The 14,026-nt window shown below is 67.4% G+C and carries 14 protein-coding genes; 4 read left to right on the top strand and 10 right to left on the bottom strand.

Annotated elements, in window-relative coordinates; translation table 11 throughout:
* Nucleotides 1-125: 125 nt before the first annotated feature.
* Nucleotides 126-1,196 (top strand): porin, encoded by a 1,071-nt coding sequence (locus AC10V3_RS32215; RefSeq protein ID WP_022539459.1) that lies wholly within the window; start codon nt 126-128, stop codon nt 1,194-1,196.
* A 170-nt stretch (nt 1,197-1,366) separates the two neighbouring features.
* On the opposite strand, the gene AC10V3_RS32210 is transcribed toward AC10V3_RS32215, so the two are convergent.
* Nucleotides 1,367-1,852: a DM13 domain-containing protein gene (locus AC10V3_RS32210; protein ID WP_022539458.1), complete on the bottom strand. Its 486-nt coding sequence runs from the start codon at nt 1,850-1,852 to the stop codon at nt 1,367-1,369.
* A 186-nt stretch (nt 1,853-2,038) separates the two neighbouring features.
* On the opposite strand from AC10V3_RS32210, the gene AC10V3_RS32205 reads away from it, so the two are divergent.
* The gene (locus AC10V3_RS32205; protein WP_022539457.1) at nt 2,039-2,272 is read left to right on the top strand and encodes a hypothetical protein; all 234 of its coding nucleotides are present in this window, start codon (nt 2,039-2,041) and stop codon (nt 2,270-2,272) included.
* Nucleotides 2,260-3,057: a CDP-diacylglycerol diphosphatase gene (locus AC10V3_RS32200; RefSeq protein ID WP_022539456.1), complete on the top strand. Its 798-nt coding sequence runs from the start codon at nt 2,260-2,262 to the stop codon at nt 3,055-3,057. Before AC10V3_RS32205 ends, AC10V3_RS32200 begins: the two co-directional genes overlap by 13 nt.
* A 12-nt stretch (nt 3,058-3,069) precedes the next feature.
* Here AC10V3_RS32200 and AC10V3_RS32195 read toward each other — a convergent pair whose 3' ends face one another.
* The gene (locus AC10V3_RS32195; RefSeq protein ID WP_022539455.1) at nt 3,070-4,614 is read right to left on the bottom strand and encodes a TAXI family TRAP transporter solute-binding subunit; all 1,545 of its coding nucleotides are present in this window, start codon (nt 4,612-4,614) and stop codon (nt 3,070-3,072) included.
* Between the two features lies 1 nt (nt 4,615).
* Nucleotides 4,616-5,806 (bottom strand): sodium/glutamate symporter, encoded by a 1,191-nt coding sequence (gltS, locus tag AC10V3_RS32190; RefSeq protein ID WP_022539454.1) that lies wholly within the window; start codon nt 5,804-5,806, stop codon nt 4,616-4,618.
* Between the two features lie 317 nt (nt 5,807-6,123).
* On the opposite strand from gltS, the gene AC10V3_RS32185 reads away from it, so the two are divergent.
* A complete protein-coding gene (locus AC10V3_RS32185; RefSeq protein ID WP_022535542.1) occupies nt 6,124-7,515 on the top strand; it encodes an IS4 family transposase in 1,392 nt (463 codons plus the stop codon).
* 192 nt (nt 7,516-7,707) lie between these two features.
* Here AC10V3_RS32185 and AC10V3_RS32180 read toward each other — a convergent pair whose 3' ends face one another.
* The 7 genes from AC10V3_RS32180 to AC10V3_RS32150 form a co-directional block, all read right to left on the bottom strand.
* A complete protein-coding gene (locus AC10V3_RS32180) occupies nt 7,708-8,874 on the bottom strand; it encodes an ABC transporter permease (protein WP_022539452.1) in 1,167 nt (388 codons plus the stop codon).
* Nucleotides 8,875-8,885: 11 nt separating this feature from the next.
* Nucleotides 8,886-10,040 (bottom strand): ABC transporter permease, encoded by a 1,155-nt coding sequence (locus tag AC10V3_RS32175; RefSeq protein WP_022539451.1) that lies wholly within the window; start codon nt 10,038-10,040, stop codon nt 8,886-8,888.
* 6 nt (nt 10,041-10,046) lie between these two features.
* Nucleotides 10,047-10,760 (bottom strand): ABC transporter ATP-binding protein, encoded by a 714-nt coding sequence (locus tag AC10V3_RS32170; RefSeq protein ID WP_022539450.1) that lies wholly within the window; start codon nt 10,758-10,760, stop codon nt 10,047-10,049.
* Nucleotides 10,761-10,770: 10 nt separating this feature from the next.
* Nucleotides 10,771-11,988 carry an efflux RND transporter periplasmic adaptor subunit gene (locus AC10V3_RS32165; protein WP_022539449.1) on the bottom strand — a complete coding sequence of 406 codons (1,218 nt, stop codon included), beginning with the start codon at nt 11,986-11,988 and terminating at the stop codon, nt 10,771-10,773.
* A 139-nt stretch (nt 11,989-12,127) separates the two neighbouring features.
* Nucleotides 12,128-12,487 (bottom strand): ArsR/SmtB family transcription factor, encoded by a 360-nt coding sequence (locus AC10V3_RS32160; RefSeq protein WP_022539448.1) that lies wholly within the window; start codon nt 12,485-12,487, stop codon nt 12,128-12,130.
* Nucleotides 12,456-12,920: an SRPBCC family protein gene (locus AC10V3_RS32155; RefSeq protein WP_022539447.1), complete on the bottom strand. Its 465-nt coding sequence runs from the start codon at nt 12,918-12,920 to the stop codon at nt 12,456-12,458. The genes AC10V3_RS32160 and AC10V3_RS32155 overlap by 32 nt, the downstream gene beginning before the upstream one ends.
* Nucleotides 12,921-13,022: 102 nt before the next feature.
* Complete coding sequence (locus AC10V3_RS32150; protein WP_022539446.1) at nt 13,023-13,976, bottom strand: PDR/VanB family oxidoreductase; 954 nt, start codon at nt 13,974-13,976, stop codon at nt 13,023-13,025.
* Nucleotides 13,977-14,026: the final 50 nt, after the last annotated feature.

Below are 14,026 nucleotides of genomic sequence, written 5' to 3'. Positions count from 1 at the left end.
GGTTAGTCGCTTTAAGCAAGTTGAGCGGAATAAGCGGAATAAGCGGATTAAGCAGGTTGGCCGGGTCTGGCTCGGGACGGGTCCGGCGCAGTGTCATGAATCAAACAGAATACAGAGAAACTACAGTGAAGAAAGCTCTCCTTGCAATGACGGCAGCAGTGGCCGCTTCGGCGGCATCCGGGGTGGCGTCGGCCCAGACCGCGTCGAACGTGACGCTGTATGGCATCGTGGATGCCGGCGTCGAAGTGATTAACAACATGCCGGGCAGCAATGGCGCCGAGGGTACGGCCGTGCGCATGAACTCGGGCAACCTGTCCGGTTCGCGCTGGGGCCTGCGCGGCACCGAAGACCTGGGCGGCGGTCTGAAGGGTATCTTCGTGCTGGAGAGCGGCTTCGACATCGACACCGGCACCTCAGCCCAGGGCAACCGCCTGTTCGGCCGCCAGGCCTACGTCGGCCTGCAGAACGGCTTCGGCGCCGTCACGCTGGGCCGCCAGCAGAACGCGCTGTACGACCTGTTCGGCGCCTTCGACCCGATGGGCGTGGGCCCGCGCTACTCGCTCAACAGCGTTGATTCGGCCTTCAACGGCCGCGCCGACAACGCCATCAAGTACACCGGCAAGTTCGGCGGCCTGACCGCCACCGCGTTCTACAGCTTCGGCCGCGACAACAACGGCGAAGTGCCGGGCGAATTCAAGGTCGCGAAGAGTTTCGGCGGCGGGCTGTCGTATGCCGCCGGCGGCTTCTCGGTCGGCGCCGCCTATGACCAGTTCCAGGGCGCCACCGTGGCGCTGCAGGACCGCGCCGCCAAGCGCGCCGCGGTGGGCACCGCCTATGCCTTCGGCGACGCCAAGGTGTTCGCCGGCTACCGCTGGCTGCTCGACGACGGCGTTTCCAGCGCCACCGCCGCCAGCACCCGCAGCAACGTCTACTGGGCCGGCGCGCAGTATCGCTTCACGCCCGCGTTCCAGCTGACCGGCGCCGCGTACTACACCGACACGCGCAACAGCGATGCGGATCCGTGGATGTTCGTGTTGTCGGCCGATTACTCGCTGTCCAAGCGCACCGACGTGTACCTGAACGTGGGCTACGCCAAGAACAAGTCCGGCTCCGCGCTGGGCCTGAACGGCGTTGGCACCGTGGTCGCCGGCGAGAACCAGACCGGCGCCACCATCGGCCTGCGCCACCGCTTCTGATCGTAGCCGCCCGACGCCCGCCCGGCACGTTCTCGACACGCGCACGGGCGGGCGCGTGATGTTCATATCGACGCCTGCGGTTTGCATTGCGGGATTCGTTGGGCCGGTTCCTCGATCGGTCCTTTTTTCCCTTTCCTTCCCGCCCTGGCGAGGGGTCATTGCCGCTTCGCTTACCGGTACGCCGCCGCGCTGATGAACTGCCCGAAGCGCTCGCACCAGATCACTACCGCCTTGTATTGCGACGGATCCACGCCGGCGGGCAGCGTCGCGGTAAAGTTGCCGAAGGTCTTCAGTTCTGCCACCTGCAGCGCTCGCTCCTTCAGGCTGAGGAAAGCAGCCTCGGTGTCGACGAATTCCGGCGCAAGGTAGATGCGGTAGTCCGGCCCGGGTGCCACCTCGCCTTCGAAGGCGATGGCCTGCGGCGAGACATGGAGGCGCCCGCTGGCCCAATGGAAGGCGTCGCTGCCGGCCAGGTCCTTGCGGAAGGTGCCAGAATAGCGGGCCTGCTGTGACACTTTCTGCACTTGTTCCGGGCTGGCGCCGGCCTGTGCCGTCAGGATCGGCAGCACGTAGATGCCGGCCGCGAAGCCGGCCGCCAGTGCGGCCAGGTGCGAAAACACGAGAATCAGTACCTTTCGATAGGTTGGCGCCCGCATCGCTGTCTCCCGGCGTTCAAGATTGCTGCAGATTGTCCGTCAATTCATTGTTGCCCGGCAGCCTCGTCCCGAGGGAATGGTGGGATGATGGGAGGGCGGCCGAGGCCGCGAACCTGTACAGTCGGTCATCAAACCAACACACGACTGTGGATAAGATTTCAGAATCTCCACGACGAGACGATGCCTATGCCGCTCCACGTCACGATCCGCACCATCCGCACCGGCGAGCTGCAAACCGCCCGCTACCAGGCGCGCGTCTACCCGACCACCGACGCTGAAGCCGCGCCGTTGCTGGCGACGGCATGGAGCGAGCGTGAGGCCGAGGCCTTCCGCACCGCGCAGTTCTGGGCGCAGCGCAACGCCTATGTGGTATCCAACCCGCGCGCGGGCACCTTCTACGGAGTGACATGCCGGCGCTGAGGCTGCGCGGCATGCAGTTGTGGTGGTGGCTCGCGGCGGCCCTGGCCTTGCCGGGCTGTACCGCCGAGGGCGTGATCGGCACGCTGTCGGGCGGGCGCGACGGCTTGTGGCGCAACGTGCAGCAGCGTTGCCTGGCCAGCGCCCCGGCATCGCATCCGGACTGCGCCCAGGTGGACCGGTCGCGCGGGCTGGTGCTGTACAAGGACGCCATTGGCGTGTCGCACTACCTGGTGATCCCGGCACACCCGGTGACCGGCGTGGAAGACGGCAAGGCGTGGGACGGCGCGGGCGCCAACCCGTGGGCCTTCGGCTGGGAGGCGCGCGGCATCGTCGGCCAGGCGCTCGGCAAGGCGGTGCCTGACGACATGCTGGGCCTGGCGATCAATTCCCGCAGTTCGCGCAGCCAGGACCAGTTGCACATCCACCTCGATTGCATCAGCGCGGCTGCGCGGGCGCTCGTCAATGGCGGCAGCGGCGCGATCGGCACGGGCTGGACCGCGCTGCGCCACGACGGCAAGCCGGTACGCGCGAAGTTTGTACCGGCCAGCACGCCTGTGCTGACGGTCGATCCGTTCCTGCTGGTGCGCAACGGGGCCAATGACGGCGCCGCGGCGCCGCCGCCCGACCGCGGCATCTTTGTCACCTATGTGCGTGACCGGCAGGGCCGGACGGGGTTTGTCGTGGTCGACCAGCCGGTCGACAAGACAGCCGGCAGCAACGGGCATGCGAGCGATTTCCTGGACCGGCGCTGCCGGTTGGCGCAGGAACTGGCCGCGGCGGCGTGAGCGTGCCGCGGGTCACCGCGCCCGCGCACCCGAGGCCGGCGGTGGAGCAGGCGGCGTGGCCGGCGCAGCCGCACCGCCGCGGGCCATCCCATCCAGCACCTTTGCCGCCGCCAGGTGCTGCGGGATCACCAGCCCCTCGCGGGAGGTGGCCACGCTGATCTGCCCGCCCTGGGCGCTGCCGCGCGCGACAAAGTCGCGGCCGTGCGCATAGACCAGCCGGGTGAGTTCGGCCACCTCGGTATCCGACAGGTCCGGCCCGGTTACCAGGATGGCGGCCGTGGCCAGGCTGCGCACCGGCTCGTGCAGGCCGGGATAGGTGCCTGGCGCGATGGTGGCGCGGAAATACCCCGCCTTCTGCGCCACCATCGCGGCGATCGCGCGCTCATCCAGCGGCAGCAGCCGCAGCGGCATTTCGCCGATGGCCTCGCGGATACTGTCGGACGGCACGCCGATCACCTGCATCACGGCGTCGACCTGGTTCTGGCGCAGCGCCACCAGCGCCGGGCCCAGCCCGACCTCCTCGGCCTTGAAGTCCTTGTCTGTCAGGCCATGCGCGGCCAGCACGCGCAGCACGGTGACGCGCGATGCGGAGCCGCGCTCGCCCACGGCGATGCGCTTGCCGCGCAGGTCGGAGACCGACCTGGCCGGATCGGCGCCCCGGACCAGCACATGGACCGGTTCCGGGTACAGGCTGCCCACGGCGCGCAGCGACGCATGCGGGCCGTCGCCGGCGAACACGCCCTTGCCCTCGTAGGCCTCCAGCGCGGCATCGGCCTGCGCCAGCGCCACCGAGACCTTGCCGGCACGCAGCAGCCGCAGGTTTTCCTCGCCGCCGCGCGTCACCAGCGGGATCGCGCGCACCTTGACACCGTCCACCAGCGCCTGCGCAAAGCGCAGGTACTGGCCGTGTTCGGCGCCGGCGGCGATGGCATAGCCTTCGTTGGCGCGCGCCAGCCGGGCGCGGATATTGGCGTGCGCGGTGGTCAGCTCCTGCTCGATGATCGCGCGCTGTGCCGGCGAGGCGTCTTTCTGCACGGACTCGATCACCTTGCGCATTGCGTCGAGGATGGCTGCGGGGCCGCTCGGCGCATTGGTGGCGACGGCGGGGGCTTCGGCCGGGCGGTAGCCGGCCGGCAGCACGCTGACCCAGCGTTCCCCTTCGCGCTTGTACAGCGCGGTGCCGTGCGCGCGGATGATGTCGCCCGCCTTGTTGCCGCCGCTGGTGATGCCGGTGATGCCGCGCGGGCCTGAGCCGAGCGCGGACACCAGCCCCGCCACGCCGGGCGAATCCCAGGCGCCGAAGTCGTAGTCGCGCAGCAGCTTCAGCTCCGCATCGAAATACACCACCCGGCGCGTCTCGCCGGCCGGCGCCTTGGTGTCGGACTGCGAACCGCGCCGGTCGATGCCGACCAACTCCACCGTGCCCGGCGGCAACGCCTGTGCCAGGCGCTCGTTCAGGCCGGTACGGATGCCTTCGGCGGGCGGCCCGCCGCCGCAGCCTGCCAGCCAGGCCGTAGCCAGCAGCGCGAACAGGATGGCAAAGAAGGCGCGGCGCATGTCAGCCTCCGATCAGCGGCAACGCCAGCATCATGGTCAGCACGAACGCATTCATCAGGTCGACGAAGAACGCGCCGGCCAGCGGCGTGATCAGGTAGCTGGTGGGCGCCGGCCCGTAGCGGGAGGTGATGGCGCGCATATTGGCCATGGCGGTGGCGGTCGAGCCCATGTTGAAGCCGATAAAGGCGGCCGAGGTCACCGCCGCCTCGTAGTCGCGCCCCATGAAGCGGAAGCACACCAGCACCACGTAGAGGATGATGAACACCACCTGCATGGCGATGATCAGCAGGAAGGGCCCGGCGGACAGTGCCACCTCGGCCAGGTCCAGCGCCATCATGGTCATCACCAGGAACAGCGACAGGCAGACATTGGTGATCAGGTCGGTGGCGCGGTCGTCAAAGCGCAGCCCGATAAAGGGCAGCAGGTTGCGGATGGCGATGCCGAGCATCATGCACCACAGGAAGCCCGGGATGGTGATGGGGCCGGCGGGCATCTGCGCGGCGATCCAGCGCCCGCCGATCACCGCGGCCAGCATGCCGGCCAGCGCCGCCAGCGCGCCGACGGTGGTGATGGGCGAGATGGCGGCGGCTTCTTCCTCGGTGTCGCCGGCCTCGCGCGCGGTCGAGCGCAGCTTGTAGCGCGAGATCAGGTACTGCGCCACCGGGCCGCCGATGATGCCGCCGACGATCAGGCCGATGGTGGCCACGGTCATCGACAGGTCCATCACCGCCTGCAGGTTGTTGACCTCGGCAAAGCGCTCGGCATATGCGGCGCCGGTGCCGTGGCCGCCGACCAGCGTGATGGAGCCGCTCACCAGCCCGAAGATCGGGTGCAGGTCCAGCGTCTTCGCCATGGCCACGCCCACCACGTTCTGCACCAGGATATAAGGCAGCAGGATGATCAGGAAGATGACCAGCGCCTTGCCGCCGCGCTTGAGCATGCGCAGGTCGGCGCCCAGCCCGACGCCGCCGAAGAACATCAGCAGCAGCACCGGCTTCATGCCGGGGTCGATGACCACGCGGAAACCTGTTGTCGCCAGCGCCAGCGACGCCACGATCGCGAACAGCAGTCCGCCGGTGACGGGGTCGGGGATGTTGTAGCGCGACAGTACGCCGACGCTCCGGTTGACCAGCGTACCGATCAGCAGCACCACGACGGCGGTCAGCAATGAGGCCAGCAGGTCGAGATTCATCGGGGGCGTCCTGGCTGATAGTCCTGCGGTGAAGCGCCGCTGGCCGTGCCGGGTGCGCACTGGCCGCCAGCGATGCCTGGCGAGTAGCATGCATCACTAGGGGTTGTAGTCGGGCGGGGGGAAGAAGGCAAGGAAAGGATTGGCGGCCCCTAGACCCACCCCGCAAGGCCAAGCCAACGGTTTTGGGTGCTCCAACGCCGCCCGAGCTTGTCTGGGCCTTCTCCCTCTCCCCTCAGGGCTTGCCTTTACCCACATCTCGATAGGAAAGGTTGTAAACCGGATTGGACGGTGTTAACTTCGGGTGAAGTTGACAATCAGTGGTGGCAATTTTGCCTGATACGGAAGATCTGGAAGATTGGGCCAGCGACGAATTCGGTGGCGCTCAGTTGGGCGATGCACGTCGCACGCAGCGCCTTGTGGCATTGGCGCGCGGACTGGCGCAAAAGGCCCATGTTTCGTTCCCGCAGGCCTTGAGTGGTGCCCAACTCAAGGCGGCATATCGCTTCTTTGATAATGAGGCGGTTGACCCGGACGGAATACTGGCGAGCCACGTCGCTCAAACCGTGGGTCGCATGCAGCAGGTGCCTGTCGTCCTGACGGTGCAGGACACCACGGAATTCAATCTGGCAAATTTGCCCGCGACTGAGGGACTTGGTCACGGCACGGGCGGCAATTTGCACGGATTCATGTTGCACAGCGTGCTGGCGGTGACGCCTGAGGGCCTGCCACTGGGCGTGTTGAGCATGAAGACGTGGGTGCGTGCGCCGCAAGCATCGGGCAAGGCCAGGCAGCGCCGGGCGCTGTCCATTCGCGAGAAGGAAAGCGTGAAGTGGCTGGAGGGGCTGGAATGCCTTGAGCCGCTCAAGATGCAGTGTCCGGACACGCACCTTGTTGCCGTCAGCGATCGCGAGGGCGATGTGTATGACGTGTTTCTGGCGCCGCGCCCAGCGGGGGTGGACTGGTTGGTGCGGGCCGCCTGGAATCGGGGCGTGGACCACCCAGAGAAGTATCTGTGGGAGACGGTTGCCGCGGCTCCTGTACTTGGGGAGACCGTACTGCACGTGCCCAGGTCCGGCGCCAGGCAGGCACGTAGTGCCCGACTGGCTTTGCGCTGTGTGCCGGTCCAACTGCGAGCGCCGCGCAGCCGCGGTGCAGAGGGGCTACCGAGTCTCGAAGTGTTTGCCATTCACGCGCTGGAAATCGAGCCGCCCGAAGGCGTTGAGCCGCTCGAATGGATGTTGCTCAGTTCGATGCCCACCCAAACGCTGGAAGATGTGCTCGAACGGCTGAGCTGGTACGCCCGGCGCTGGACCATTGAATCCTGGCATCGTGTCCTGAAAAGTGGCTGCCAGATCGAGGCCCGGCAGTTCGGGACGCTGGAGCGGTTCCTGCGGGCCACGGCGCTGTTCGCCGTGATCGGCTGGCGCATTATGTACGCGACCATGCTGGGCCGGCTCGAAGCCGATATCCCTTGCTCGGTGCTACTGCAATCGCTCGAATGGCGGGCTTTGTACTGCCGCACGCACGGCACCACCAAGCCACCGGAGCAGGCGCCCAAACTCAGCGAAGCTGTCCTTTGGATCGCCAAGCTCGGTGGCTACCTGGGTCGCAAAAACGACGATCCCCCGGGAGCCACCGTCCTGTGGCGCGGCTTCCTCGCCCTGCACGAAATCACCGAAATGTATCGGATCTTCCAGAAAAACGAGTAAGCCGCCGGAAGTTGTGGGTAAAGGCAAGCCTCAGGGGGAGAGGGGTGGGCTAGCACGGAACCACGTCAAGCGAAGCCTTCGGCTTTGCCGAGCATAACTTTCCTTGCAGCGCCTGCCCTCTCCCCCGCCCCCTTTCCCGCAAGCGGGAGAGGGGAGCACACCGGCGGGAGGCGACCGCTTATCGGCTACTCACTACCGCGCCCGCAACGCATCCACGATATTCATCCTCGCCGCCCGCACCGCCGGCAGGAAGCCGCCCACCAGCCCCATCGTCATCGAGAACGCCAGCGTCTGCAGCGCAATCACCGGCGTCAGGATGAAGCGGAAAGACAGGTCGGCGAAGGTCTGGAAGTTGGTGGTCGAGAACGACGCGAACTGCATCAGCGCCGCGCACGCGAGCCCCGCCACGCCGCCCACCAGCCCCAGCAGCGCGGCCTCGATCAGGAAGGCCACCAGCACATTGGCGCGCTTGAAGCCGAGCGCGCGCAGCGTGCCGATCTCCGCCACGCGGTTGGCCACCGACGCGTACATGGTGATCATCGCGCCGATCATCGCGGCGATCGAGAAGATGGTGGACAGCGTGAAGCCCAGGATATTGATAAAGCTGGACAACGCCTTGGACTGGTCACTGTAGAAGGTCTGCTCGCGCTTGGCCTCGTCCGCCAGGCGCGGGTCGACGTCGATTTCGGCGCGAAAGCGCTCGAACTTCGCGGTGTCGGCCAGCCGCACCACCATCGACGAATACGCGTTGCGCCGGAACGACTGCATCAGCTGGTCCACGTCGCCCCAGATCTCGGAATCGAAGCCGCTGCCGCCGGCGTCGAAGTGGCCGACCACGGTCCAGTCGCGCTGGGCAAAGCGCAGGTGTTCGCCGATCTGCACGCCGGCAAAGCCGCCGGCAATGCTGCTGCCGACGATGATCTCGGCCGAGCCCGGCCGGAACATGCGCCCCGCCACCAGCTTCACCTGCGGGCGCAGGTCCATGCCCAGCGGCGAGATGCCGCGGATCACCACGTTGGAGGGTTGCCCGGTACTGGCCTTGGTCAGCGAGATCAGCACCACCGCCTCGCGCGAGGCCAGCGGCTGGCCGGTGCCGCTCATGGCCACCGCAGGATGCATCTCCATGATGCTGGCCTGGTCGCGATTGACCGAGCTCTGGATCTCGGTCTCGGCGCCCTTGCGGATCACCACCACGTTGTTCTGCTCGCCGGTGGTGACCAGCGTCTTCTTCAGGCCCGCGTCCAGCATCAGCATGGTGGCGAAAACAAAGACCACCAGCGCCAGCCCGCCCGCGGTCAGCGCCGTGGTCAGGCGCCGGGCCCACAGGTTGCGCGCGATATAGGTCAGGGGGATCGCCACGGCCGCCTCCGCTAGCCGATGGCCCGCAGGCCTTCGACGATGCGCACGCGCGCGGCCTGGACCGCGGGCACGATGCCGGCAAAGACTCCCACCGCCAGCGCGCATGCCGCCTGCAGCTGCATGGTTTGCGGCGACACCGTGAACACCGGGAACACGCCGCCCACCGCCTGCTTGAAGGCCGTTGCCATCGGTGGCGTCGCCAGCATGCCGAGGGCGCCGCCGACCACGCAGATCGCCAGCGATTCGCCAAACACCAGTATCGCCAGGAAGCCGGGCCCGAAGCCCAGCGCCTTGAGCGTGGCGTACTCAACGGTGCGCTCGCGCGCGCTCATCGCCATGGCGTTGGCCATCACCGCCATGATGATCAGGATCACCACGTAGGAGACCACGCGGATCGCAGCGATGATCTGGTTGGACATGGCGACAAAGCCCAGCTGGAAGGCCTGCTCGGTTTCGGTCAGGGTCTCGGCCAGCGAGTTGCGGAACACGGCGTCGACATTGCGCGAGATCGCCGCGGTGTTGTCAGGGTTGTCGACACCCAGCACGAAGACGCCGACCTGGTCGGCCTGGCGCGAGGTGCGCTTGCGCACGGTCTCGTTCAGGTACTCCCAGTGGAACACCATCTGCCGCGTGATGATGCTCTCGTCGCGCCCGTCCATGATGCCGCGCACCACGAACTCCCAGGTGCCGGGGTAGATGGTGCCCTTGATCGGGATCACGTCGCCGATCTTGAAGCCAAACTGGTCCGCCAGCTGGCGCCCGACCAGCGCGCCCTTGCGGTCGCGCCGGTAGTCTGCGCGCTGCTGCTCGGGCACGATGAACTCGGGATAGAGGTCGAGGTAGTTGTCCGAAACCGCGAACTGCGCGAAGAAATTCTTGGGATCGCGGTAGACGCCGCCGAACCAGTTGGAGCGCGCCACCATGGTCACGCCTTCGACGCCCTTGATGCGGTTCTCATAGCTGAGCGGCAGCGGGAACACCAGCGAGATCGCGTTGCGCGTCACCAGCCGTGCGCTGGACGCGGCCGAGGCGCCCGCATACCAGGCGTCGATCACGGTCTGCAGCAGCCCGAACGCCAGCACCGCGATCACCAGCCCGAACACCGTCAGCGCGGTGCGCAGCTTGTGGCGCAGCGCGTTGCGGGCGATCAGCTTGAGCGCGTACATGAGCAGTCAGGCGACCTCGCCACGGATCAGCTCCCCTTTCTCCAGGTGCACCAGCGAGCCGGCCGCGGCGGCCGCATGCGCATCGTGCGTGACCATGATGATGGTCTTGCCGACTTCCGCATTGAGCCGCTGCATCATCGCCAGGATCTCCGCGGCGGAGGTGCGGTCCAGGTCGCCGGTGGGTTCGTCGGCAACGATCAGCGTCGGGTCGGTGATCAGCGCGCGCGCGATCGCCACGCGCTGCTGCTGGCCGCCGGACAGCTCCGACGGGTAGTGACTCATGCGATCGGACAGGTTCACCATGCTTAGCACCAGTTCCACGCGCGCGCGCCGTTCCGCGCGCGGCAGGCCGGTCAGCATCAGCGGCAGTTCCACGTTCTCGAACGCGGTCAGCACCGGCATCAGGTTATAGAACTGGAAGATAAAGCCAACGTTGGCGGCGCGCCATTCGGCCAGCGTGGCTTCCGGCAGCTGGGTGATGTCGAGCCCAGCCACGCGCAGCGTGCCGCTGTCGGGCCGGTCGATGCCGGCGATCAGGTTCAGCAGCGTGCTCTTGCCCGAGCCGGACGGCCCCATCAGCGCGACAAAATCGCCTTCGCCGATCTCGAGCGAAATATCGGTCAGCACCGGCACGGTCTGCACGCCGCGGCGGTAGGACTTGGCGACGTGGCTGATCTGCACCAGCGGCGTGGCGCCAGGGGGAGGCGAGGGGGCGTTCATGCCGCCATCCTCATGGCTTGGCCGGCGCCACGCGGTCGCCGTCGCCGATCTTGTCGCCGGGCGAAAGCACCAGCACGTCGCCGGGCTTGACGCCATGCACCGCAACCAGCTCGCCCAGCTTGTCGCCGGTCTTCACCTGCACTTCGTGGGCCTTGCCGTCCTTCACCACATAGGCTACCTGCCGGCCGTCGCGCGTGACCACGGCGGCAGCCTGCACTGCCACCATCGGCTGGCGGTCCTGCGCCGTGGCCGCGCGCGACAGGAATGCGATCTTGGCGCTCATGTCCGGCAGCACGCGCGCATCGCGGTCGACAAAGCGCACCTTGACCAGCACCGTGGCCTTGGAACGGTCCACCGTCGGCACGATGCGCGACACCTGCCCGGCCAGCCGCAGCCCGGGCAGTGCATCCAGCAACAACTCGCACGGCTGGTCGACGCGGATCTTGCCGATATTGGATTCGGCGACGTCGGCTTCCACCTCCAGCGTTTCCATGTCGGCGATGGTCACGATCGCACCCTTGGTGTCGGCGGCGGCCGAGAACGGCGTGATGTTGTCGCCCACGTTGGCATGCTTGACCAGCACCACGCCGTCAAACGGAGCGCGGACCACGGTCTGTTGCACCGCCACTTCGGCGGCGCGCGCATTGGCCTGCGCCGAGTCGATCGAAGCTCGCGAGCTGTTGATCGACGCGCGCGCCTTGTGGTACCGCGCCACGTCGGCGTCGTACTGGTTGCGCGAGATCGCGTTGGGCACGATCAGGATCTCGGAGCGGCGCAGGTTGACTTCAGCGTCGCGCAATTCGGCCTGCTGCAACTCCAGGTTGGCCTGCGCCACCTTCACCTGGGCCTGGGCCTGCGCGAACGAGGCTTCCACGTCCTTGCTCTCCAGCCGGGCGATGATTTCGTCCTTCTTGACGCGCGAGCCTTCCAGCACGCCCAGCCATTCCAGCCGGCCCTGCGCCTTGGACGCGACCGCCGCCTTGCGTTGCGGCACGACGTAGCCGGTGGCGTTGAGCAGCGTGAAGTTCTGCGTGGGATAGGCGGAGGTGACGGTGGTGGTCTGCACAGCCTGGGGGCCGGCGAGCCGGATGGCGATGCCGATGACGGCGAGCAGGACCAGCGCGATCACTGCATAGCGCACCCATCTGCGCCGGGGACGGATGCGGGCGCCGGGCGCGGCGGTGGCGCTGCGGTCGATTTTCAGCCTTGCCAGGTCTTGATCAGCCAATTGCGCGCTTCCTCCGGCAGGACGGCGCGGGCCTGACTGCGCCTGCCTGCGAGTTGCTGTGTGGGCGGGCTCTCAGTATAGCGGCGGGTGATCCAGTGTCCATTGCCCGCGCGCAAGGCGGGGCGCGGGCAGGGGGGCGTTAGTGCTCTTGCTCCACCGCCAGCTTCAGCTTCATCAGCGCATGGTCCCACTGCCGCCCGATCGTCTCCAGCGAACGCCGCGCGGCGTCGAGTTGCTCCGGCTCGAACTGCCACAGGCGTTCGCGCCCGGCCTTGCTGTCGCGCACCAGGCCCGCCTGCGACAGCACCTCCAGGTGCTTGGTGACCGCCTGCCGCGTCATGGCGCTGCCCGCGGTCAGCTGCGCGATCGACATCGTGCCGCCGGCGCACAGCGCCGCCACCAGCCGCAGGCGGGTTTCATCGCCCAGCGCGGCAAAGACCACTGCAGACTGCCGCACGTCCAGGGCTTCAGGCAGCGCCGGTGAGATGCTTGCGGACATTGTTCACTTGTTCATCCCAGCCGCTGCTGTTGATGCGAAAGGCGTCCATGCGGCGTTCGGGCGGGATCTGGTCGAAGCCGGACTCCACCACGGTCAGCATGGTGCCGCCGTCCACCTCCCGGAGCGTGAATTCCACCAGCGTGGCCGGTTCGTCGGAATAGTCGCGCCCGCGTTCCAGCGGGGCCGGGTGCCAGCGCCAGGACAGCAGCTTTTCCGGCTCCATGCGTTCGACCTGCACGTCGAACTTCAGGTATTCGTAGCCGGGGTAGGTGATGCTGCCGACAGCGCGCTGGCCGGGGGCGAAAGTGACGCCGTCAAACTTGACGCCAAACCAGCTGCCGAAGGTGTCGGCATCGGTCAGCGCGTGCCAGACGCGCGCCACGGGGGCTTCTATCAGGATGCTGCGTTCGATGCGGTCGGTTTCGGTCGGCATGTCCGGTCTCCTGTCAGGGTTCGATATGCAACGCTGTGGTTGCATATTAGGAGACCGGGTGGGGAAATGCAACCGAAAGGTTGCTGATAGTGCCGGGCCTGCTTAAAGATCCAGCACCAGCCTCTGCCCCTTGCAACGCGACACGCACAGCATCATGGTCTTCTGCGCCGTCTTCTCCGCATCCGACAGGTACTGGTCGCGATGGTCGGCCTCACCGTCCAGGATGGCGGTCTCGCACGACCCGCAGATGCCCTCGCGGCACATGCAGTCCACCTTGACGCCGGCCTTCTCGATGGCGCGCAACAGCGACTCGTCCGCCCCGACCTGCAGCGTCCGCCCGCTCTTCTGCAGCACGGCCTCGAACGCGCCGCCGGTGGCGTCCACCTCGTTGCGGAACTGCTCGAAGTGGATGCGGCCCGCGTCCCAGCCAGCCGCGCGCGCCGCGTTGACCACCGCATCGTTCAGTACCGACGGCCCGCACACATAGACATGCGTATCGGCCGGCTGCGCGGCGATCAGCGCGGCGATGTCGAGCATGGTGCCGGTATCGCTCTCATAGAGATGGAGCTGGCCGGGCTGCAGCGTGCCCGGCAATACGTCCAGGAAGGCCGCGGACTGCCGGTTGCGGAAGCAGTAGTGCAGCTGGAACTCGGCGTTGCGCGCCGCCAGCGCCTGGATATGCGTCATGAACGGCGTGATGCCGATGCCGCCGGCGATCAGCAGGTGGCGGCCGGTGCCGTGGTCCAGGCCGAACAGGTTGGCCGGTGCGCCGATGTGCAGCTCGTCGCCCTCGCGCACCCGCTCGTGCATGTAGCGCGAGCCGCCGCGCGAGGCCTCTTCCAGCCGCACGGCGATCTGGTAGTGCGCCGGGTTGTCCAGCGCGCTGGTCAGCGAGTAGGCGTTGCGCAGCCGGCCGCCGTCCATATGGACAACCACGTGGCTGCCGCTGTCGAAGGCGGGCATCGCACCGCCGTCGCAGGGTTGCAGGGTGAAGCGCTTGATGCCGGCGGCCAGCGGCTCGACGCGGCCGACGCGTACGCGGAGCGTGTCAGTCATGGCGGTACCTCGGAAATTCAGGGAAATCGGGAAGGGAGGCAGGCCGGCCA

The sequence above is a fragment of the Cupriavidus sp. PB-02 genome, assembly GCF_058252315.1.
The sequence above is the reverse complement of the archived record's forward strand: the minus strand, read 5'-3'. Positions and strand labels throughout refer to the sequence as shown.

Excerpts from the sequence above, each read along its gene's own strand:
- AC10V3_RS32150 (WP_022539446.1), bottom strand. The coding sequence starts at position 13,976 with ATGACTGACACGCTCCGCGTACGCGTCGGCCGCGTCGAGCCGCTGGCC.
- AC10V3_RS32195 (WP_022539455.1), bottom strand. The coding sequence starts at position 4,614 with ATGCGCCGCGCCTTCTTTGCCATCCTGTTCGCGCTGCTGGCTACGGCC.
- AC10V3_RS32155 (WP_022539447.1), bottom strand. The coding sequence starts at position 12,920 with ATGCCGACCGAAACCGACCGCATCGAACGCAGCATCCTGATAGAAGCC.
- AC10V3_RS32175 (WP_022539451.1), bottom strand. The coding sequence starts at position 10,040 with ATGTACGCGCTCAAGCTGATCGCCCGCAACGCGCTGCGCCACAAGCTG.
- AC10V3_RS32170 (WP_022539450.1), bottom strand. The coding sequence starts at position 10,760 with ATGAACGCCCCCTCGCCTCCCCCTGGCGCCACGCCGCTGGTGCAGATC.
- AC10V3_RS32160 (WP_022539448.1), bottom strand. The coding sequence starts at position 12,487 with ATGTCCGCAAGCATCTCACCGGCGCTGCCTGAAGCCCTGGACGTGCGG.
- gltS (WP_022539454.1), bottom strand. The coding sequence starts at position 5,806 with ATGAATCTCGACCTGCTGGCCTCATTGCTGACCGCCGTCGTGGTGCTG.
- AC10V3_RS32210 (WP_022539458.1), bottom strand. The coding sequence starts at position 1,852 with ATGCGGGCGCCAACCTATCGAAAGGTACTGATTCTCGTGTTTTCGCAC.
- AC10V3_RS32200 (WP_022539456.1), top strand. The coding sequence starts at position 2,260 with ATGCCGGCGCTGAGGCTGCGCGGCATGCAGTTGTGGTGGTGGCTCGCG.
- AC10V3_RS32205 (WP_022539457.1), top strand. The coding sequence starts at position 2,039 with ATGCCGCTCCACGTCACGATCCGCACCATCCGCACCGGCGAGCTGCAA.